Genomic DNA, 21629 nt, shown 5'->3' on the forward strand with positions numbered 1-21629 from the left:
GCTTCGACCGAATACGAGTCCATGGACGAAGGCGCAGTAGGGCCGTTCCACTCTGAAACCTGCCGTTGGAACCGCGACGACTCAACCGTCGGCGATGGATCGGCAAAGAGCATTCGCTTTCCTCAGCGTACAGCGGCGTCATCCATCTAACGGTGTCCGTGTGTCCTGAGTTACAGGGGCAACTCCACAAAGCCCCGGGGAACGACTACAGTCTTCGGTTACTTCTTCGGGAAGCGATGCCGTGCCACACGCGAGAGCCAAATCGTGGCCACGCAACCGATGACCGACATGATTGCCGGCGCCCAAAAGATCTGCGCCATGTGCACGTGCATGCGGATCAGTTCGCCGCCGGTCAAGGGACCTGCAATTGCGCCAAAGCGTCCCAGACCGTGTGCCCAACCCGTACCCGAGGCGCGAATCTGAGTTGGGTAGCAAACGGCCATCAGAGCATTCGTACCCGACTGCGTACCCAGGATGAAGAGACCGATACCGAACACGCCAAGGGTGAGCGTAACGGAGTGCGTTTGCTGCCCCAGGAACAGGGCCGCCACGGCTCCGAGCGCCATATACAGCGGCACGACCCAAAGACGCCCTCGATCAAGCATCAACGACATCAGAAGGCCCCCGAGAACGCCACCCAGATAGTACATGGAGGCAGCGTGTTCGGCCTGGTGCGGGTTCAGACCCAGCGAATGCAGAAGTGTCGGCATCCAACTGTTCATGAAGAAGTTCGCGAACAGGTTCGTGACCGACATCACCCAAATGAGTGGAGTGATGATGCGCAGATTGCCTTCAAAGAGTTGGCTGACGTGGAATTTCTTTTCCGCAAGGTGATGGATCTGAAATCTCGGCTCGACCGGGATGTTCAACTCCGGACGGATCCGGCGCGCAAGCTTCACGATCTGCGGATCGTGCGGGTTACGTACGACCAGGAACTTGATCGACTCAGGCAGGAAGAAGTACGCCAGGACTGCGGTTACCAGCGGAGCCACACCACCGATGGTGAAAATCAGGCGCCATTGCGTAGGGTGAATGATGCTTCCTAGCTGGCCCGGCAGAGCACCGCCAAAAGTCATACCCACAAACATCATCGTGATCAACAACGCGCGCTTACGCTGCGGTGCGTATTCGGCTGTCAGAGCCACTGTATTTGCAGGCAGGCCTCCGAGAGCAACGCCGGTGAAGAAGCGGAAAACGATCAGTGTAGAAAAGGATTCGGCAGTCGCGCTAAGCAGGGTAAACGTACTACAAAGCAGTGCCGCAGAGAGGATAGCCACACGCCGGCCCCAGCGGTCGCCGATGTAGCCGAAACCCAGGGCACCAAACAGCATACCGAAGAGACCGGCACTGAACAGAGGGGCCAAGGCGTGTTTCTCGATCCCGAACTCGCTGGCGATACCAATCGCCGCAAATGCGGCGGCCGAAAGATCATAGCCGTCACAAAGTTGGCATAGAAAGCCAATGAATACGACTGTCCAGATGAATGGGCCAATCTTTTGTTCGTCGACAAACTCAGTGATGCGAATCGTTTGTGAATTTACTTCGTAATCCATTATCGATGATCTCCAGCTGCCAGCGTAGTGCATACACGAGTGACGGAGTATGTGATGTACACGATACTTAAGGAATGGGGAGTTACCTGCCACCTATTTCAAACTCATCAACTCACTTGAGTTGCGAATAATGCAATCGATCATTCCTGGATGGTCACTGCTTACATGGGTTCCGCCATCCACAAGGTGAAACACTGACGTTCTCCACGCCTGCATTAAAGGGTATACGCCTATAGGGGTAACCTCGTCACAGCTACCATGAATTAACGTACCGGGAATGTCGTGCAATTGACCTGCATGACTGACTAGCTGATGAGGTGATAAAAATCCTTCATTCAGGAAGTAGTGCACGGAGATGCGAGCCATCGCCAATTCCTGCGCTTTCGTTTGCGGCTCCGTGTCGCGCTCCTGATCCCGAAATCCGGCCAAATGATTTTCCCAGGCGCACCACTCATAAGCCGCCTCGTATTCCTCTTCGGGGATGCCGCAATTCAAAGCCTCTCCGTAGGCCTGTAAAAGATCTTGATGCCCTGCGGCCCGGGTCCACCCGGAAAACCGTGCCCAGGCCTCAGGATGCAGGCGACCGGCGCCCCCTCCGTAAAGCCACTCCAGTTCGTTTTCGGTGCAAAGAAAAACGCCGCGCAGCAGCAGAGCACGGACTCTTTGCCGGTGGGTTTGCGCATAGACCAAGGCCACGGTAGTCCCCCAGGATGCGCCGGAAACAATCCAGCGTTCAACACCAAGCAGGGTGCGTAGCTGCTCGATATCGGAGATCTGATCGGCCATCGTGTTATGTTCTACGCTGGCCGCAGGCGTAGAACGACCGGCCCCACGTGGGTGAATGAGCACAATTCGATAACCCATGGGGTTAAAGAACCGGGAATCCTGGCGGCCAGGAAAACCACCAGGGCCCCCGCATAGATGCAGCAAGGGAATACCCGTGGGATTGCCATGAGCCTCCCAGAAAACGCGATGACCTCCACTGACATCCATCCAACCGGATTCGCGAGCCATGCTCGGGGGATAAAGATCGCGCAGATAGGGCATCGCCAGTCCCCTATTCGGTCGCGGCTTCGGTTGCGATTTCGGTCACGGGTTCGAATGCGGTTTGGCCCAAGCCGCTTGACGCCGGGAACACCAGAGATTTGATCACCACAGGTGCCGCTGAGGCCGTGGGAAGCAGTTCGCCGATGTCGACGAAATCGAATTCCTTGAGCGAGATCCCGTCAATGGACACGATCGGCACCGGAAGACCACGTTCCCGCTTGAAGTGGATACCGATCAAGCCGCCGACATCGCCCTCTCCAACCAGGACGATAGGTTGCCCGGCTTCGATCCGCATGCGCATGGCGTTCATGACACCGACAACAAACGCGTCCATCCGGCGATAGAATGCCGTCCCGGCAAACCGGTAGAAGAGAGCAACGCATTTCGTGTCCTCCTGCAGGTCCATCCGCTCGAGCGCTGTCGTCACTGCCTTTTCGATGTCCTTGGGGTCGAGTTGATCCGGCTCAAGATCCAGATCGAGAACCACCACCGGGAGATTGCGCAAGGGAAGCACCGACTGCGGTTCGACGTAAACTGTGCTGCCGCTCACTTGAACCGTGTATTGCGAGGCGCCGACGACCGTAGCCCGGATACCCTCATCCGTTTCCTTGATTTCGGCTCCCGAGGCTTCGATGCGCTTGCGAACAGCGGTGGCCAACATCAAGCCCAAGTCACCGAATACCCGCGTTTCGCGGGCGTAAACGTATTCCGAAACACCACCGGAGAACGTGACGAGATCGGGGACCCGAGCGCCTGCCAGTGGCGGGAGACGCAGCAATGAAGCAGTTGCCGGATCGAGTTCCGCGCCGTTTTTCATCGACGCGTCACACAGGCGCTCGGCCATGCGGTCAACGATGGCCTCCAGTACACCGGGAAGCGGAGGATCACCCACGGTCAGCGTGGCGCCAAGCTCGCGGGCAAAACGCTCGCCTGCGGCTTCGACACGAGCAATTCGGCCTTTTTCGTCGAGGGTAATGATGCGGGCGCCGATGTCGATAGCGGTAACGCTTTTGACCTCGCCTTCTTCGCAGATAGCGATCTTCGTGGTCCCGCCGCCAATATCCAGGTGGAGGAGACGGGTGCCTTGACGCAGTGCTCGCAAGACAGCGCCGGAACCGAATGCCGCCAGCATGGACTCGAGGCCGTCGCCAGCCGAGACCGAAACGAATTTGCCCGCCTGCGCGGCAAACAGATCCGCGATTGCGCGTGCGTTACGACGGCGAACCGCCAACCCGGTGAGGATCAGGGCGCCGGTATCAATCTGTTCGGGCGTGACCCCTGCCTTCTGGTATTGCTCATCAATGAACGCACCCAGCCGGGCCTCATCGATAGTCAGGTCGTCGGTATAGGGTGTAAGCAAGATATCCGATTCGTGAAGAATCGTACGTTCCGCAACGATGTAACGCGTGGTCGTGCGTTCGAGAACGATGCGCGAAACGACCATGTGGGAAGTGGAGGACCCGACGTCGATGCCCACGCTGGTTAGTTCGATTTCGTCTTCTTCCTCCAGGCTCCGGCCGGTATCGGTAAAGAAGATGCGACCTTCTTGCGTCTCACTATTCATGCTTGTCTCCAATACATAAAAGTTAGGGCTGTGTCCCCGAAAGAACACAGCCCTATGGACTAACTACGCGAACGCGTTAGACCACCGAGTCACCGACATTCTTTTCCGGCTTGACGTACCACGATGGATCCATACGACTTTGGACCCCGTTCTTCGTGAGGCGTGCTTCGTACTCTTGACGAATGTACGGATCTTCCATCCAGTAAGGGATAGCCGTGCCGCCAGAACCGACGTCCTGAGCCGTGTAGTCGTTGTGCTTCGAACCCGGGGCACCCGGATCGCGGCCCGGGTTGTGCGGCCCAAACCATGCCGTCAGACGGAACGGCTCCCTGGACGTGCTGAAGTGCTGGTGGTACCAGCGTGCGCCGCCCGGCGCCGCGGTAACCATACCGCCGTAACCGTAGTCGAGGCGACGAACCTTGTCTGCGTGACCGTCGGCCCACGGGTTTTCGCCGCATTCTTCCGGCCACGTGTACGTATAGCCTTCGCCCTTCAGGCAGATGAGGATTGCTGCCGACGTGTGAGCGTGGGCCTTCGAGTAGCGGCCCTGTTCGTGCTGGCCGATCCAGAAATAGAAGCAGTTTTCCGTCATAAACGGCTCAACGCGGCGATAGCCCGGCGAACGACGGTTGTCCAGCGGCAGATCGCAGTTAACCGCATCGGTAATCAGGTTGGTACGACGACGGGCAAGACCGCGGACCGGATCCGTTTCGATCTCGTCGCGCGGCTTGTAGAAGTCTTCGTCTGCGCTGAAGCGATCACGGAACACGAACGGGTTGTTAAACACCGCTTCGACGTTGTTGATCTGGTTCATCACATTCGGTGCCGTGTTGCCGGCGAGCAGGATCGCGCCCGAGTTCGAGCCGTCGACGATGCGGAACCATGCGTTCATCGGAATCGAGAACATCGAACCGGCTTGCCATTCGAAGACGTGCTTGCGGCCTTCGCCTTCGAGCCAAACCTCGGTGGTGCCGCGGCCTTCGACCACCCAGTAGATTTCTTCGAACATGTGCTTTTCGGGGTTCAGTGCACCGCCTGCGGGCACTTCAACCACATAGCAGCCCCACTTCGTTTCTGTGCCCAGCAGCTGGATGTAGTGGCCACGACCGCCCTTACGCTTCCATTCCACCATCGGCAGATCGCGCACGTCCTTGATACCGATGTCACGGAAGACCGGAACACCTTCGCTTTCCATGAAAATGTCATAGGGCGTCGGTTGCTTCTTGAACTCGCCAAAACCGGCTTTCTTGTGTCCAGCGGGTTCATGCCAGTGGGCAAGGTCTTTTTCATGCGGCATCGCTATCTCTCCTTTTACGGGCTGATCTTTCAGGCAAAGACCGCCTCAGTTGTTCCTTTATAAGGAACGATATACGCTTATATGGAACGACATGATTGAATCACGATACCGTAACGGGTGTCAATGACAGATCGACGTATAGATTTTTCCATCGGGGTTTTTCCGTAAACGGCTCACGTGGCTTGTCATTACCCACTTCCCTTGACGGGCGAGTTCATATCCGGGTTGAATGTCAGTGATCCTCATGGATTTCATGCCGCGCGCCGGAAAGGTGAATGGTCAGCACACGGCAATTCCGTATTGACGACGTGCAAGTTAGATGGATGCGGCTACCCGCTACCGCTGCGGCAACAATTTATCGATACGGGAAGCAGGATGTGTCGGCAAGCGTGCGAGCACATCCTTGAGGTTTTCACACCCGTTGTTATCGATCAGTACCTGTGTCTTGCCGAACCTTCACTGGCACGTGCCCGTTGCGGCGTCATCCATTGATGAAGCGTATCGGCAATGGGGTGCGAGCGGTTTGGAGTTGCCCCTGTAACTCAGGACACGCGGACACTGTTAGGTTGATGACATCGCAGCGCGCCTGAACTCGCGAGACGAGCGGTATTTCAGGGCTTTGTGTGGGTGGCGCTCATTGTAGTGCTCAAACGCGATAGCCAGACGAGAGAGCGCCGTTGGTGCGTCAGGCTTGTCCATATAGGCGACGTAATTGTGCTTCATGGTCTTTACGAACGATTCGGCCATGCCATTGCTCTGCGGCGAACGCACCGGTGTGGTCAACGGCTCAAGCCCCAGCTCGCGGGCGAAGCTGCGCGTGCGATGGTCGATGTAGGCTGAGCCGTTGTCCGACAGCCATTCGATGGACTGTGCGGCCTGCGTGGTGCCGAAGCGCTGCTCGACAGCGGCCAGCATCACGTCGCGCACCACATCGCCGCTGTGTCCGCCTGTTGTCGCCGCCCAGCTAATCGCCTCACGGTCGCAGCAGTCCAGCGCGAACGTTACGCGCAGCGGCGTTCCATCGTCGCACCGGAACTCGAAGCCATCAGAGCACCAGCGGGTATTGCTGCGGTCCACGGCGACGCGACCATCATGCCGCCGCCTGTCTCGCCGCACGCCGGGGCGACGCAGCAGCAACTGGTGCTCACGCATAACCCGATGCACACGCTTGTGGTTGACGCACGGCACACCGGTCATCTCCCGACTACGGCGCAGCAGCGCCCAGATACGCCGGTAGCCGTAGGTTGGCAGATGCGCCACATGTCCTCGAATTTCCTCGACCAGACCGGCATCATCGGTCACGCGGGCACGGCGACCATCCCGCCAACCGGACGGACGACTCCGCTTCACCGCCACGGCAGAGCGCGCCACGCCGAGAACTTCGCAGACCGTCTTCAATGGTCGTCCCCCGGCAGCAAGGGCGAGCGCGCAATCAGGTTTTTTGAGCGGCCCCATCCCACGGCTTCTTTCAGGATTTCGACTTCCATTGTCTTTTTCCCGAGTAGTCGTTGCAGTTCCTTGATTTCCTTGATGGCGGCGGCCAGTTCGGATGCGGGCACAACAGATTCACCTGCCTTCACCGCCGCCAGACTGCCTTCCTGGTATTGCTTTCGCCAGCCGAACACCTGGTTGGCGTTGACGCCGTGCCGACGTGCCACGCCCGACACGGACGCTCCCGGCTCCAGTGTTTCCTGCACGATGGCGATTTTTCCTGTGGCGTGAGCCGACGACGGCGCTCCGGCTCGCTCAGAATTTCGATGGGTTCCACGTAATGACCAGGCTTACTGTTAGGCACAAGACTATCCCTTATTTTAAGAGAGTCCTCGTGACCTCAGATACGTGGGGCCGCTCCAGCCGACACATTGGGTAACCGGAAGTAAAACGGCGGCTAGCACGACTAAATCCATGATCAATGGAAATTCGCCGGACAGTCATCAGCCCCCAAAAACAATGTGCCTTAGATCACGGCAAGTCTATAAAGAAGGGACAAACCCTCCACCGCAACTTCATTGAACAAGCAGCGCTGTAGAGGATGGTTTTTGGGAACGAGATTTTTCGTCGAAGAAAATTTGCTCGCGTTCATTAGACCGCAAGCTAAAACCTCGGGCACTCGACAATCATTTGTCATGCGCGACGCGATCAGATCGTCTGCTGAATCTATGACCGTGATCCGCCAATCAGCATCAAAGCGCATGCGAGCGCACGATGACTGCTTCCTTGAATTTACGTAGCGCCAGTAACAGACAATCGCTTACCTTGTCATATCTTCAGCATACCGCTGAGCGTTGTGGCAAGGTCTTTCTGTGCCGATTCCGACAGCGAAGCTGGGGACGTTACGCGGCGCAAGTTTGTCGCACAGCCTGCCTTGCTGACGCAGCACCTACATGCTGACCAGCGCAGTATGCCCCCGTCTGGCGAAGGGCAGCCGGAAACTCTCGCTGGGCGATGAGGTGCGCGCGCCGGGTTTCATCGCATGTCTCCGACTTGACTCATGCATTCGTCCGGTTTACCGGTTTGACCTGGATAAAAACGGTGAGAATCGCACCGAGCAAGGCAACGCCGGCCAAAAAATGCAGTCCTGCGGCAAAGCCACCTGTCATGTCCTTGAGCACACCAACTGCATAGGGACCAATAATACCGCCAACGTTGCCGACAGCATTTATCAGTGCGATCCCACCGGCCGCCGCTGCACCTGTGAGGAACAACGAAGGAATGGGCCAGAAGCAAACCGGCATGGCCGTGTTGCCCAATGTCGCGATCGACAACGCCACAATAGCCCAGGAGGATTTGCCGAGAATGGCCGATGCGCTGAGACCCGCGGCCATCAAAATGAACGTGAAGAACACGTGCCAACGCCGCTCTTGCATGCGATCCGATGTATAAGCCAGGACGAGCATTCCGAGAGCGCCCACCATATATGGAATAGCGGACAGCAGGGCCGTGGTCGTCATCGATCCTCCAATCGTCCCTACGACCTGCGGTAGAAAGAACGTGACACCGTAAAGGCAGGTGACGCGGCAAAGACTGATACCTGTGAGAAGCAGCACACGGGGATCGCGCAAACTCTCGGCAAAAGACCCATGGACGTCAACCCCGGCGCGCGACGGTCCTGTCGATACTTCTTCGCTCAACCAACGGCGTTCATCGGGTGCAAGCCAACCGGCTTCAGCCGGCCGATCCGGCAAATAGAGCAAGGTGATGCCGGCAAGCACCACGCACGGCAGGCCTTCGATAAGGAAAAGCCACTGCCAACCCGCAAACCCCAGCAGACCGTGCATCGCCAGGAGCGGCGCAGCGATCACCGCGCCAGCGGCCGTGGACAGAGGCGTCGCCAAAGCCAGAATGGACATCACTCGCGCGCGATAGTTGTGGGGAAACCAATACGTCATGTACAAAATGACGCCTGGAAAGAAGCCGGCTTCCGCAGCTCCCAGAAGGAACCGAACCGAAAAATAGCTTAGTGGGCCACGGATGAAGGCCATACCCACAGCAAGCAGCCCCCAGGTAAACATGATTCGGGCAATCCAGAGTCGTGCTCCCACGCGCTCCAGAATTAGATTGCTTGGTATTTCGAGAAGCACATAGCTTACGAAGAAAATACTTGCACCCCAGCCATAGGCTGTTGCCGACAACTTCAGATCCGTATTCATTGTCACGGCTGCGAACGACACGTTGACGCGATCCAACTGCGCCATGAAGTAGAGAAGAAGCAGAAATGGCATCAGGCGCCACACGACACGAGAAACTATATTTTTTGTATCCGCTTGGGAAAAAGACATAACTTCCTCACCTGATTTTTTGTGTCACTGGAAATGCCGATCGCAGGAGCAATCCAGCCGTCGACAAGACGTTTTGCGGTCAGTTAAATGGCGCGGTGCCCGAACCATGACGATGAATGGCCCCATAGCGCGAGCGGACCAGAAAAGCGGCTTCGCCAGAGCAATCCGCGCTGGCTAGAAAACGGCTCTGCGCAGAAATAGCGCACCAGGTATTTGAATCATGAGAATCTTGCCGACCTTCAAATGACCTCACTTGACGGTCGACAAGATACTTTGATGTCAGCTCACGCTCGCGACAGAACGCTTGCGCTGACGGATCACCTCTTCGTCCAACTCGATTCCGAGTCCCGGCCCCGTCGGAAGAGAAAACTTCCCGTTTTTCCTAGTCCAAGGTGTCTTGAGAAGCGTCTCCATAAGTTCTGTATTTCTCTCAACCGGATCGTTCCACTCAACCGGTTTCGACGCGTGCATTTTGCAAGCCATCATCTGGAGATTCGCAGCATGGCCAACCGTTGGCTGAGTCTGATGGGGAACGACTTCCGCGCCGTGGGCATAAGCCAAAGCCATGCATCGCATGACGCCGGTTATTCCGCCCATCTTGATAGGATCACACTGAATGACTTTCACACCAGCCTTAATAAGATCGGCTGCGCCTTGCAGCGTGTAGGTCTGCTCACCCGCCGTCACAAGAATATCCAGCCGACGGGCGACTTCTCCCATTGCTTCAACGTAGTAATGCTGAACAGGCTCTTCGAACCACGCGAAATTCAGCTCTTCGAGCGCCCGCCCAACCCTGATCGCTCCCGCAACGGAATAACCGTTGTTTCCATCGAACCCGAGCGGGAAGCTGTCTCCGACCAGTTTCCTGACAGCCTTCGCCTTGGCAATGTCGTTCGCGATATCCGCATCGACGGTTGTCCGATCCGGATCGAAGCGGATCTTGAGCGCGGACGGCTCATCTCGTTTCAAACGCTTCTCAACTTCTCGCAGCGTCTCGTCCACAGTACGATGGGCGTTTTGTCCCAGCGACGTATAGAACGGCAACTCGGTTCTCCAGGCACCGCCGAGCAGTTGATAGATCGGCTGATTGAACATCTTTCCCTTAATGTCCCACAGCGCGATGTCGATTGCTGCCAAGGCCGCCGTCAAACTGCCGTCTGGGCCAAGCTTCATGTATTTGTGAAGCAGTTCATCTGCGATAACCGCGTGATCCAGCGGATTCCGCCCGATCAGCGGCTTCGCCAACATATTCGCGATGATCGTAAGGACATGAATACCGCCATGCATTGGCGTGCATTCACCATAGCCGACGATTCCATCATCCGTCGTGATTTTTACGAAGGCCGTGGGCCGTTCGTTCGGGCCATCCCAGACCATCTGGAATGCCTCTACCTCTGCGATTGCCATATCAGGTTTCCTCTCTCACCAGGTTGCTGCAATATATTTCGCTTCGCAAAACTCGAGAATGCCGTGGTGGGCGCCTTCACGTCCTATGCCGCTTTGCTTGACGCCGCCAAAGGGTGCTGCCGGATCGGAAACCAGACCGCGATTGAGAGCGATCATCCCACTTTCAATCTGTTCGGATACGCGCAGGCCGCGCGCCAGGTCTCGGGTATACACGTAAGCGACCAGACCATACTCCGTGTCGTTGGCCAAACGGATCGCCTCTGCCTCGTCTTCAAAGCCGACAATGGGCGCCACCGGGCCGAAAATCTCTTCATGCAGCAGATCTGCGTTCAGAGGAACATCGGCCAGCACCGTGGGCGCATAGAAGTGGCCCGGGCGATCCAGGCGGGTACCGCCTGCCAACACTCGCGCACCCTTGGCCTGTGCATCGGCCACGAGCTGCGCGATCTTGGCCACGGATGCAGCATTGACCAGTGGACCGCATTGCGTATCAGGTCGCTCGCCATCGTCGACCTTCAAAGCGCTCATGCGCTGCGCCAGGCGTTCGCTGAACTCGGCCAGCACCTTGCGATGCACGTAGAAGCGGTTAGCGGCAGTGCAGGCCTCGCCACCATTGCGCATCTTGGCCACCATGGCCCCCTCGACCGCCTGGTCGATGTCGGCGTCGTCGAACACGACGAACGGCGCATTGCCGCCTAACTCCATGGAGCAGTTGATGATCTGGTCGGCCGCCTTTTTCAGCAACACGCGCCCTACTTCGGTAGACCCCGTGAACGACAGCTTGCGCACACGCGGATCATCCAGCACGGCGTTGGCCAGCTTGCCGGCCATCGACGAAGTCACCACATTGACCACTCCGGGAGGTACACCAGCTTCCATCAACAACGCGGCTACGGCGTAGGCGGTCAAAGGTGTTTCGGTAGCGGGCTTGAGAATGCAGGTGCAGCCGGCGGCCAAGGCAGGTGCGATTTTGCGCGTTGCCATTGCAGCCGGAAAATTCCACGGCGTGACCAGGAAGGCGATACCCACCGGCTGGTATTGCACGACAATGCGCGCCGCGCCCGAGGGCGACATGCCGATGTCGCCATTGATGCGCACGGCCTCTTCGGCAAACCAGCGGAAGAATTCGGCGGCATAGGCAACCTCGCCACGGGCATCGTTCAGGGCTTTGCCGTTTTCCAGAGAGATAAGGCGCGCGAGTGTCTCGGCATCGCGCTGCATGAGCTCAAAGCATCTGCGCAAGATTTCGCTGCGCTGGCGCGCAGAGGTAGCAGCCCATCCGGGCGCGGCCGCGGCGGCGGCATCCACGGCCGACACAGCGTCTTCCGGGGCTGCATCGGCAACAGTAGCGATCAGTTCCTCACTGGAAGGGTTGAAGACATCAATGCGGCGGCCGGAAGCCGCCGGCTTCCATTGACCGCCAATCAGCAGGTCGGTAGGCAAATCGTTCAATGAGGTGACCATGATTAGGGGTTCTTTCGTATCGTTCGGTGAATGCATCCGCTCAGGCGCGACCATAGAAAGCGCAGTCGACAATTTCGCGCACATCGTCGACCTGCAACGGACGCGGGTTGTTATTGATCAGGCGGGCCGAAAGCATCGACTGCTCAGCCACCCAGCCGAGCCGGTCTTCGGCCAGCCCCAAATCTGCCAGCGTATGCGGGATACCGACTGATGCGCACAGGTCCCGGGTCATCGAGACTGCCCGCGCGGCGACATCGGTTCCGCCACGCTCGGCTCCCATAGCTACGGCGATGTCGGCCAGTTCTTGCTGGCAGACCGGTGCGTTGTAGGCCATGACGTAGGGCAACAATGCCGCGACGCCCAAGCCGTGGGCAGTGTGGGTTAGTGCTCCAACCGGGTATTGGATAGCGTGCGCGGCGGCCGTGCCGGCCACCCCGAAAGCCAAACCGGCCGACACAGCGCCCGCCATGAGCATCGCTCGTGCATGCATGTCCGTGCCGTTGTCCACAGCCTTGCGCAAGTGACCGGCAATGGCCTGGATGGCCGACAAGGCATGGTGATCGCTGAAATGATTCTTTCCAACGAAGACCCGCTTCAAGGCCAATTCGGGCTCGAAGGGATGGCGAATGGCGGTATAGGCCTCGATGGCATGCGTCAGTGCATCCGCACCAGACAATGCGGTCAACCCAGGAGGGCAAGTGACGGTCAATTCAGGATCGCAGATGGAGGTATGCGGAATCAGGTAGGGACTGGAGATGCCCACCTTCAAATCGCGCGCCTGGTCGGCCAATACGGCCACGGGCGTCACTTCGGACCCAGTGCCTGCAGTGGTGGCCACCGCGATCACCGGCAGGATGGGACCAGGGACCTTGAACTCCCCGTAGTATTGGTCCAGCGGCGTGCCGTGGCTCAGCGCGAGACTTACCAGCTTGGCCAGGTCCATGCAACTTCCGCCGCCCAGACCGATGATGACCTGTGGCGCGAATGCGCGGAATTGATCCACACAGTCATATACGCCTTGTACCGGCAATTCCGCCTGCGTACCGTCAAAGACCTGGGTATCCACGCCTCGCTGACGCAGGCTGGCCATGATCTCGTTCATCTCGCGCGAGGCCGCGAAACGCTGGTCGGTACACACCAGCGCACGGCGCCCGACGGCGCCAACGACCTCGCCGATCACATGGCGCTGACCAACGCCAAACAATATCGAATGCGGAGTCCGCATTACACCAAATATCTCCTGCATGCCCTTCCTCCTTGTCGTGATCTAATCCTGCGTGCCCGGTCACGCAAGCGCCTGCAGCCGCTCCCAGACATCGCGGGGAAGGCTGATGCCTTGTTCCAGATTCCTGGCGCGGCGCCTGCGTGCGCCGTCACCCGGCACAACCACCGGCGAGCGCGGATCAACCGGCGCACAGTTCCGGATTTCATCCAGGTACGCCGACACGGCGCCGACTACGCCCGTGCTGGCAGGCTCCAGGACGACGAACACGTCCCCTTTGTTGCACGCGTGAGTCGAATCCAGCGTGCCGCGCACCTCGGTACCCAGCGAGCAGGCGGTCAGGCTACCCACCAGCACCTCGAATGCCAGGCCCAGGGCATAGCCCTTAGCTTGACCGAAAGGCGCGATCGCGCCGGACTTCGCGGCCATGGCATCAGTAGTGGGTTCGCCAGCGGCATCCAGCGCCCAACCCGGCTGCAGAGGAAGGTTGCGATGGGCGTAATCGTGAACCTGTCCCATTGAGATCAGGCCAGTAGCCATGTCCATGACGAACGGCTCGGGATCTGCCGGCACACCGATCGCGATCGGATTGGTACCCAACAATGCGCGCCGCCCGCCCCACGGATGCACCAGCGCCTCGCTGGTACTCAACGCGATCACGACCTGGCCCTGCTCCGCAAAGCGCTCGGCATACAAGGCAAGCATGCCGATGTGGTTACTGTTACGGATGACGGCCGAGGCAACCCCGGTCGACCTGGCGCGCTCGCTGATTTGCTCCAGCGCGGCGAAAGCCACCACCGGACCCAGCCCCCGCATGCCATCGACATCCAGTAAGGCGTCCTTCTTCCACTGCGACACGCCGCGCGTGGCGGGGGCGATCAGCTCGTTGGCGATACGTTCGACGATGCGTGGGAGGCGCAGTAATCCATGCGATGGCCGACCGCGCAGATCTGCTTCGATCAACAGGTCCGCTTGCACCACAGCGGCTTCGGCAGGCACACCCGCTCTTTCCAGCACAGCCAGCGCAACCCGTCGTGCTTCGGATGAACTAATAATTTCTGCACCCGTCATGCTTTGAAATCCAAGATGAAATCCGATTCCATGGATCGTATGTTGGTTAAACTAAGTTCCATCAAAATATCTCCGAAAAGCCGTATTGCCATCGAGGTCTTGTTGCGTGAACTGCGTGCATCTCCCATCCCGACCGGAACCGCACACCGCCGCCTTATCAGAACTTGTGGCGTATCCCTATCCGAATGACCGCCTGATGGTCGTTATCCGAAGGCGACGACTGGTTGTTGATTGATGCAATCGCGGGCAGATTCCGGGAGTCAGTGCCCGATGCTTTCTGGTAGGTTCCAAGCAGGTATATGTCGGTGCGCCTGGACAGGAAGTAGTCGATGCCCGCCATACCCTGGTGATATGTCCCCCCGTTATTGATTCCTGTGGCAGAAGACACACTGCTACTATTGGTGTAGTTGTATGCAAGACCGACCAGCAAAGCAGGGCTTATCTGGTATTTCATGCTCAACTCGGCGCTATTGAAATGGACGCTCCCTTTGTAGCCCGACGGGTTCGGTCCGCTTGTGATATCCCCGAGACCCTTAAACGCGATGTTTGAATAAGTTGCGCCCAGAGTCGCCGCCCCCAGCGTATACGCAATACCGGTGCTGATAAGCTGGTAAGCGTGTGCGGAAGTAAAACCGCTGAAAACTGGATATGTTGTATTTGCCAAGGCAGGTGAAGCTGTTCCCGATGTGGCGTTGCCAAATAGGCTTATATTCGGATTTCGGGCATTGAGGTAGCCCACACCGACTTGAAGAGGGCCCATCACATAGCCCGCACCGAAAGACCACACCTGATTGCGCGTTGCGTCACCAGCAACGCCCCCCACGCTGTAATCGCCGCCAAACGAAAATCCGGAGTAGGAGATACTCTTGAACTTGATCGTGTTATTGACGCGGAAAGTGTCGTTGAGGTTGTCCACGTCAGCCGGATGGGTTCCAACATTGCCCGCCCACTGATTACTCACCGCAATGGGACTCACAAAGTCGATGGCCGACGCATATTGACGACCGAAAGTGAAAGCCCCATAGGGCGTGGTAATGCCCACAGACGCTTGACGGCCGAACAGCAATCCACCTTGACCGAGCTTTCCGGTATTCACGTCGAATCCGTTCTCCAGAACGAATACCGCACCGTATCCGCCGCCAAGGTCCTCCGTACCTCTTAACCCCCATCGGCTCCCTTGCATGACTCCGCCCTGCATGGCGAACGATCTGCTTCCATTCATGTTGCTATTGTAGTTAATGCCTTCGTCAACAATGCCATAGAGAGTTACAGAACTCTGAGCATATGCATTGCCGGCAAACAGGAATGCACCAGTCGCTACACAGCACATAAATTTCATTTTTTTGCCTCCAGATTATAAAATTTATTGACCATCTGCTTTTTTAAATAATCCAACCTATCCAACAGCTTCAACAAAAAAAAGCAATCCTTATTTTTCATATTTCAGATATCATCGGTGCGCACCCGAGTCGGGAATCCCGCTCGGGCGGCGCTACCTGGGAAAGACTTGAGACACGCTATTGCTTCGTCATCACATCTTCCGCATGCTGCGCAGTGTTTGTGTCACAGAACATGTGCAGCGCTCGACGTCTTGCTAGCCAACCGCGCACCGCAAAAAGGGATTTTCGTGGAAATCAACAGCATGTCTCCCGGTTGATGTCGATGACGGGATACAGGTGGCTGTCCACACGCTCGGTGGGATTCAGCATCGACTTTCCGCTCCTTGTTCCTGCCCGTTGGAATGCGTGAAAGTCTGCGCGCCACCCATCATGCAGTCAAATGACTTATCCCGTATCAATCATTCCTTCCAAGGAATAATTGGGCGAGCAGTTCTTTCCCGTTCGGGAGTCGGGTGACAAGCGCTTGGGGAGATTGTCCGGACAGCAGCAGCCGGATGAAGTCGAATGCGAATAGCTTCAGAAGATGGTCGACTCGCACGGTAACTCACCTCAATCCGTCATAAATCGCTTCGACGGAACCCCGTTTTTGTGCCTCCGACTGCTTCGCCGACGCCACGAGTTACCCTGTTGATAGAGCACCCGCAACAGTCTCCGGAGAAAGGTCTTTGGCGGCAGGAACACCGACCAGCACAAGCGTGCGGTCGAGTTCAACGCGAAACCAGTACGCCTGGCGATGCAGGCGTCTCGCCGAAGGCTAACAGCATCGATAGCAATGCCGTCGCGAGTATCGTGCCGTCCGATTTCCCCATGAAGAACGGCACGACCATGAAGAGAACTATTATTTTTTTATGGTGGCGCTCATTGCGAACGCTGTTCCCTGCATGGTCACGCTGTCATCGTTGCGATCACAAAGACTTGAACGACGGCGGCACATTAACGTCGAGCACATCCAGCTCGCCTTCTGCAGCAAGAATCGCTCGAGCGCCCTGCAGTGCCTTCTCGTAACGCTCCTTTTCCGCGGCAATCTTCTCGGGCGTCCATCGATAGAATCCGTCCTTTGATTTCATTCCGATGCTTCCCGTTTCCACGAGTTCGCTCATGTAGCGGCTCGGGGCGTCGTCGTTGCAGAGATCCGGATAGATCGTCGTGCCCGCCGCGTTGTGGATGTCGAGCCCCGCGTGATCGCGTTGAAGCAGCGGGCCCGCCGCGATATAGCGGAATCCGAATCCGTATCGGACCGCGTTGTCGACGTCCTGCGGCGTGGCAATACCTCTCTCAACCAGTTTCAGCGCTTCGCGCGATAGCGCGTGCTGGATTCGATTGGCAAGAAAACCCGGAATGTCGAGTTTCACACGAACCGGGACCTTGCTCACGCTTTTCAGATATTCGGCGACACGATCGGCGACAGCGACATCGGTATGCGTCGAACACACGACCTCGACCGCAGGAACGAGATGCGCCGGCATGAAGTAATGCGTCCCCAACATCCGATAGCGCGTCTTCAACCCCTCGCCGATCTTGCTGATCGGGATCGCCGACGAGTTGCTGCAAAGCGGCGTGTCGTGCTTCGTCAGCCGCTCCAGTCTGGCAAAGATTTGCTGCTTGATCTCGATTTCCTCTGGTACTGCTTCGATCACAAGATAGATCTCATCCCAAGGAACTGAGTTGAGATCGAGATGATGCGCGAAGCTCTCGCTCTGGAACACCTTGCCCAATTTCGACATCGCCGAGCGCAATCGGCAATCCATCGTGAGCAACATCTCGTCGGGCGGATTGACAATGTGCGACACCCATCCGCAGGCGGAAAAGCTGGCTGCGATGTCCGCACCCATCGTCCCGCCACCAATCACTGCGATCGATCTACCGATCAATGCAACAGCTTCGTTTCGAACAGCAGACATGCGTTTGCTCCATTCCTGAGTATCAGGTCGCTTTGATAAACTGATTCGTGTAGAAGGCAGTTGCCGGCAGATCCGTCTTGACGCCCGCATACCGCTTCATGATATCGAGCGTCTTTTCCATGTCCGTGGGATTCATATAACCGGTCGGTGAGGTGTTGGTCGCAAGGCCCTGAAATACATGGAGGCTATCTCGCACCACTTTGATATTCAGTGGCGTGGTGCTGATCTTCATCAACGCATTCACCGCTGCGTCCGGCTCCTTGAGCGCAGCCTCCCAGGAACGCTGCACTCCTTTAACGATCTTTTGCACCAGATCGGGGCGCTCTTTCAGTGTGTCGACATGTGTAATCACGCCGGAACCGAGCGTAGGCACACCCAATTCGGCGTAGGTTACGCACTTCGCATCGAAGCCGTTAGCACGCAACGTGACAGGCTGGTCAGAAGACCCACCGAATGCCGCATCGACTCTTCCCTCACGAAGTGCCGCAAGACTCGCCGTACCATCGAGATATACCATCTCGACGTCGTTCGCCTTCATGTTGTTCGCGGCGAGCACTGCCGGCCAGATCTGCGAATTGCCGTCGCCCGGCGTCGCCGAGACTTTCTTGCCGATGAGATCACGCGCCGTTTTGACTTCGAGCCCCCGACCAGAAATCCATAGCACACCGAGATTGCTCCTGGCTAGCGTCATCACCTCGACAATCGGAATCCCTTGCGCGCGCGCGACCATCACTGCGCCGGTGTCAGCCCACGCGAACATGTCGTTCTTCGATCCGACCTGCCGGGCTGTGGCGCCGGAACCCTTCCCTTGCGCGACGTCGAGATCAATACCTAGCTCCTTGAAGTAGCCACGCTCTCGGCCCAGAACGACCGGTGAATAATTACCGACCCACGCCCAGTTGAAGCGGAACGACACTTTCTCCAACTGCTGTGCCTTCGCTGAGCGCGCGCCCAACAACAGCGTCGCCGCCGACGCCATCGAACCCGCGATGAAACTCCGTCTTGATCCCATGTTTGTCTCCTCCATCCTGATTGCGCGCATCGAAACGTAATCGATTGCATGCCGGGTCAGTATTTGATAATGCCTCGACGCATAAAGCTCTCTGTTATCCGATCGCAGTAGTCGATGAATTTCTGACTGCTCAGCACTTCCTTCGTACGCGGTCTCGGCAGGTCGATCGCCAGTACTTCGTCGACCTGCCCTGGACGTGGTGTCATCACAATGATGCGGTCAGAGAGCGCAACGGCTTCCGAAATTCCGTGCGTAATGAACAACACCGTAGGACGTTGTTCGAGCCACATCTTTTCGAGGTCGATGCGCATTTGCTCGCGGGTGAGCGCATCGAGCGCGCCAAATGGCTCGTCGAAGAACAGCACAGACGGATCGTGCACCAGCGCACGGCAGATAGCAGCGCGCTGCCGCATTCCACCGGAAAGCTCGGACGGATATTTGTGCGCGAATTCCTTCAATCCGGTTTGCTCCAGCAATTCATAAGCGCGACTTTCGATCTTGCTCTTCGACAGACGACGAATCTCCGCCTGCAGCATGATGTTCTGGAGAATCGTTCGCCATTCGTAGAGCGCATGCTCCTGAAAGACGATGCCGATATCGGTGTACGGTTTCTCGACTACCTGTCCACCGATCGTTACGGTACCACCGGACGACGACTCCAGTCCCGCGGCCATCAGCAACAGTGTGCTTTTCCCACATCCACTTGGCCCAAGCACGGAAACAAACTCGCCTTTGCCGATCGAAAAGGAGGTTTCGTTGAGCGCGAGCAGATCGTCATCGTCCGTCACATAGATCTTCTTCAGCCGATCGAACGACACCTGCGCATCCGATGATCGGGAAACTGCCTGAATATTCTGCATTGATGTGTCTCCGTCTACGTACGCTCGAATTCACAAGTGACCTACCTCAGCCGCGCTGAGCTGTTCTCCACCCTGTCATCATTCGCTCGGCAAGCTCGACGATGAAGTAGAGAACGATGCCCATCACGCTGAGAATCAGCATGCCGGCAAAAGCCAGCTTGGTGTCCATCTGGCCGTTCGCGACCAGCACGAGATAGCCCAGTCCCTGTTGCGATGCGATGAACTCGCCGACGATTGCACCAATCGCCGACGACGCCATCGCCATCTTCAACCCGGCGAAGATGTTCGGCAGCGCGTGCGGCAGACGGACTTTGAAAAACAGGTCCAGGCGCGTCGCCCCCATCGACTGAGCAACGCGTATCGGTTGCGGACGCAGTGAGGTGAAGCCAACAATCGATTGAATGACTACAGCAAAAAACGAAATCAGAACTGCGATCAAAAGTTTCGGAACGAAGCCGAAACCGAACCAGATAACGAAAAGCGGCGCAATCGCGATCTTCGGAATCATCTGCGAAAACACGATCAGTGGGTAGATCATGCGTCTCGCGAATGGTGAAAACGAGATCAGCAACGCCAATGGCACGCCAAGCAATACTGACGTGATGAACGAAGCAAGGATCACAAGCAACGTCGCCTGTCCGTGATGCACAAGCACACCAGCGTTCTGATAAATCTCCCCAAAGATATCCGATGGCATTGGCAACAGATACGAGGGAATATGCAGCGCGCGTACCGCGCCCTCCCAGATCAGGAAAAAGGCTGCGATAGCCAGGACGGGATACAGACCCGCAGCAATCGATCGTTTCGAGCGTTTTTTTGCTGTAGCGCTCATGGTCCACGATGAAGGCTTGGAAAGCTTCCTGTGCGATTCCACAATATTGTCTCCGCAAGATGACTTCCACGATTGGACAACTATCCGTTTTCACGCACCGGCATCGTTGGTATATAAGGGTGCATCGAACCATCCGTTGTACTTCGGATGATCCGCACCAATTGGAAACTCGACGACGCAGCATGATTCACTCGCGGCGAATAAGCCCGTCACCAGTTCAATGGACGCGCGCGCGTCAGCGAGCGTGACGGGAAAGGGCGCCCCCGATGCAAGCGCTTCGTGAAAAAGCTCGTATTGCCGAACAAACCACGCTGAACCAGGCGCTACCTCGGCCATTTTCTGCTCGATAGCGGCGGCCAATTCGGGGACACGCGGGATCACGGTCCACGGTTCATCGGCGGGCCGCGATGAGTTCTCGTCATGGCCAGTCTTCTCGAATGTGACGTTCTCGAAGCACAGGCGCAGCCGGGTGGTCTGACGCGCGGAGCCGAGCGTTGCGGACAACGACGCGAGCGATCCATCGTGCAACTGCAAGCTCGCGACCGCGCAGTCCTCGACTTCGATCGGATTCACGCGTGTTGTCTTGAAGCAAGCCGCCGCCTGCACGGGACCAACGAGCCACAACAGCACGTCGTGGATGTGGATGGCTTGCGTAAGCAAAACACCGCCTAGCTCGGTAGCAAACTTGCCACGCCATTCGACCTGGTAGTAGTTGGCATCGCGCCGCTTCGCGGTGTCGATGCTGGACACGTAGTGCTTGCCGGCAAGGCCCGAACGAATGACATGTCTCACCTTCGCGAGCCCGTCACCGAATCGGTATTGGAAGATAGGCATGACGCGCGCGGTCGATTTCGCCTCTTCAGCGATCACGGCATCGACTTGCGCGAGCGATGCGACGAAAGGCTTTTCGCACACGACGTGCTTGCCTTTGCGCAGACAGGCGACAACCATCGAATAATGTAACGCTGGCGGCGTACAGATCACGACGACGTCGACATCAGGCATTGACAACACTTCGCCCAGATCGCCCACTACGCGCTCTACACGGTATCGTTCCGCGAATTGCTTCGCGCGTTCGATGTCGCGGTCACAACAAGCCAACACGTTAAATCGTTTCGGCAAATGCGCAAATCCATCTTGTACATGCCAATCGGCAACCCATCCGCAACCGATAATTGCGACATTCAATACTTCTGTGTCCATCGCAGCGCTCTCGTTCA

At 57.3% G+C, this 21629-nt stretch carries 15 protein-coding genes and 1 pseudogene; all 16 read right to left on the reverse strand.

What is annotated here, in order from left to right; genetic code table 11:
- Positions 1–218: 218 nt before the first annotated feature.
- The 16 genes and pseudogenes from GXB81_RS02400 to GXB81_RS02475 all read right to left on the reverse strand — a co-directional run bounded on the left by GXB81_RS02400 (position 219) and on the right by GXB81_RS02475 (position 21612).
- Positions 219–1553: an MFS transporter gene (locus GXB81_RS02400; RefSeq protein WP_205988232.1), complete on the reverse strand. Its 1335-nt coding sequence runs from the start codon at positions 1551–1553 to the stop codon at positions 219–221.
- Positions 1554–1646: 93 nt separating this feature from the next.
- Positions 1647–2600 (reverse strand): alpha/beta fold hydrolase, encoded by a 954-nt coding sequence (locus GXB81_RS02405; RefSeq protein WP_205988242.1) that lies wholly within the window; start codon positions 2598–2600, stop codon positions 1647–1649.
- A 10-nt stretch (positions 2601–2610) separates the two neighbouring features.
- The gene (locus tag GXB81_RS02410; RefSeq protein WP_205988249.1) at positions 2611–4164 is read right to left on the reverse strand and encodes an ethanolamine ammonia-lyase reactivating factor EutA; all 1554 of its coding nucleotides are present in this window, start codon (positions 4162–4164) and stop codon (positions 2611–2613) included.
- Positions 4165–4240: 76 nt separating this feature from the next.
- Positions 4241–5461 carry a cupin gene (locus GXB81_RS02415; RefSeq protein ID WP_205988251.1) on the reverse strand — a complete coding sequence of 407 codons (1221 nt, stop codon included), beginning with the start codon at positions 5459–5461 and terminating at the stop codon, positions 4241–4243.
- Positions 5462–6022: 561 nt separating this feature from the next.
- A pseudogene (locus tag GXB81_RS02420) lies at positions 6023–7220 on the reverse strand (IS3 family transposase).
- A 730-nt stretch (positions 7221–7950) separates the two neighbouring features.
- Entirely contained in the window at positions 7951–9240 is a 1290-nt protein-coding gene (locus tag GXB81_RS02425) for an MFS transporter (RefSeq protein WP_205988253.1), read from the reverse strand.
- A 279-nt stretch (positions 9241–9519) separates the two neighbouring features.
- Positions 9520–10647 carry a mandelate racemase/muconate lactonizing enzyme family protein gene (locus tag GXB81_RS02430; protein WP_205988255.1) on the reverse strand — a complete coding sequence of 376 codons (1128 nt, stop codon included), beginning with the start codon at positions 10645–10647 and terminating at the stop codon, positions 9520–9522.
- 15 nt (positions 10648–10662) lie between these two features.
- The gene (locus GXB81_RS02435; RefSeq protein ID WP_205988259.1) at positions 10663–12111 is read right to left on the reverse strand and encodes an NAD-dependent succinate-semialdehyde dehydrogenase; all 1449 of its coding nucleotides are present in this window, start codon (positions 12109–12111) and stop codon (positions 10663–10665) included.
- A 40-nt stretch (positions 12112–12151) separates the two neighbouring features.
- Complete coding sequence (locus tag GXB81_RS02440) at positions 12152–13357, reverse strand: iron-containing alcohol dehydrogenase (RefSeq protein ID WP_205988260.1); 1206 nt, start codon at positions 13355–13357, stop codon at positions 12152–12154.
- A 39-nt stretch (positions 13358–13396) separates the two neighbouring features.
- Complete coding sequence (locus GXB81_RS02445) at positions 13397–14404, reverse strand: Ldh family oxidoreductase (RefSeq protein WP_205988261.1); 1008 nt, start codon at positions 14402–14404, stop codon at positions 13397–13399.
- Between the two features lie 157 nt (positions 14405–14561).
- Positions 14562–15743: a porin gene (locus GXB81_RS02450; RefSeq protein ID WP_205988262.1), complete on the reverse strand. Its 1182-nt coding sequence runs from the start codon at positions 15741–15743 to the stop codon at positions 14562–14564.
- Positions 15744–16709: 966 nt separating this feature from the next.
- On the reverse strand, positions 16710–17705 hold the full coding sequence (locus GXB81_RS02455) for a 3-hydroxyacyl-CoA dehydrogenase NAD-binding domain-containing protein (protein WP_205988263.1): 996 nt from the start codon (positions 17703–17705) through the stop codon (positions 16710–16712).
- Between the two features lie 22 nt (positions 17706–17727).
- Entirely contained in the window at positions 17728–18717 is a 990-nt protein-coding gene (locus tag GXB81_RS02460; RefSeq protein WP_205988264.1) for an ABC transporter substrate-binding protein, read from the reverse strand.
- Positions 18718–18773: 56 nt separating this feature from the next.
- The gene (locus tag GXB81_RS02465; RefSeq protein ID WP_205988265.1) at positions 18774–19577 is read right to left on the reverse strand and encodes an ABC transporter ATP-binding protein; all 804 of its coding nucleotides are present in this window, start codon (positions 19575–19577) and stop codon (positions 18774–18776) included.
- 46 nt (positions 19578–19623) lie between these two features.
- Positions 19624–20409 (reverse strand): ABC transporter permease, encoded by a 786-nt coding sequence (locus GXB81_RS02470; protein WP_205988266.1) that lies wholly within the window; start codon positions 20407–20409, stop codon positions 19624–19626.
- 90 nt (positions 20410–20499) lie between these two features.
- Positions 20500–21612 carry a Gfo/Idh/MocA family oxidoreductase gene (locus GXB81_RS02475; protein WP_205988267.1) on the reverse strand — a complete coding sequence of 371 codons (1113 nt, stop codon included), beginning with the start codon at positions 21610–21612 and terminating at the stop codon, positions 20500–20502.
- Positions 21613–21629 lie beyond the last annotated feature (17 nt).

The sequence above is a fragment of the Paraburkholderia sp. Ac-20336 genome, from assembly GCF_017105025.1.
GTDB lineage: Bacteria > Pseudomonadota > Gammaproteobacteria > Burkholderiales > Burkholderiaceae > Paraburkholderia.

Excerpts from the sequence above, each read along its gene's own strand:
- GXB81_RS02400 (WP_205988232.1), bottom strand. The coding sequence starts at position 1,553 with ATGGATTACGAAGTAAATTCACAAACGATTCGCATCACTGAGTTTGTC.
- GXB81_RS02405 (WP_205988242.1), bottom strand. The coding sequence starts at position 2,600 with ATGCCCTATCTGCGCGATCTTTATCCCCCGAGCATGGCTCGCGAATCC.
- GXB81_RS02410 (WP_205988249.1), bottom strand. The coding sequence starts at position 4,164 with ATGAATAGTGAGACGCAAGAAGGTCGCATCTTCTTTACCGATACCGGC.
- GXB81_RS02415 (WP_205988251.1), bottom strand. The coding sequence starts at position 5,461 with ATGCCGCATGAAAAAGACCTTGCCCACTGGCATGAACCCGCTGGACAC.
- GXB81_RS02425 (WP_205988253.1), bottom strand. The coding sequence starts at position 9,240 with ATGTCTTTTTCCCAAGCGGATACAAAAAATATAGTTTCTCGTGTCGTG.
- GXB81_RS02430 (WP_205988255.1), bottom strand. The coding sequence starts at position 10,647 with ATGGCAATCGCAGAGGTAGAGGCATTCCAGATGGTCTGGGATGGCCCG.
- GXB81_RS02435 (WP_205988259.1), bottom strand. The coding sequence starts at position 12,111 with ATGGTCACCTCATTGAACGATTTGCCTACCGACCTGCTGATTGGCGGT.
- GXB81_RS02440 (WP_205988260.1), bottom strand. The coding sequence starts at position 13,357 with ATGCAGGAGATATTTGGTGTAATGCGGACTCCGCATTCGATATTGTTT.
- GXB81_RS02445 (WP_205988261.1), bottom strand. The coding sequence starts at position 14,404 with ATGACGGGTGCAGAAATTATTAGTTCATCCGAAGCACGACGGGTTGCG.
- GXB81_RS02450 (WP_205988262.1), bottom strand. The coding sequence starts at position 15,743 with ATGAAATTTATGTGCTGTGTAGCGACTGGTGCATTCCTGTTTGCCGGC.
- GXB81_RS02455 (WP_205988263.1), bottom strand. The coding sequence starts at position 17,705 with ATGTCTGCTGTTCGAAACGAAGCTGTTGCATTGATCGGTAGATCGATC.
- GXB81_RS02460 (WP_205988264.1), bottom strand. The coding sequence starts at position 18,717 with ATGGGATCAAGACGGAGTTTCATCGCGGGTTCGATGGCGTCGGCGGCG.
- GXB81_RS02465 (WP_205988265.1), bottom strand. The coding sequence starts at position 19,577 with ATGCAGAATATTCAGGCAGTTTCCCGATCATCGGATGCGCAGGTGTCG.
- GXB81_RS02470 (WP_205988266.1), bottom strand. The coding sequence starts at position 20,409 with ATGAGCGCTACAGCAAAAAAACGCTCGAAACGATCGATTGCTGCGGGT.
- GXB81_RS02475 (WP_205988267.1), bottom strand. The coding sequence starts at position 21,612 with ATGGACACAGAAGTATTGAATGTCGCAATTATCGGTTGCGGATGGGTT.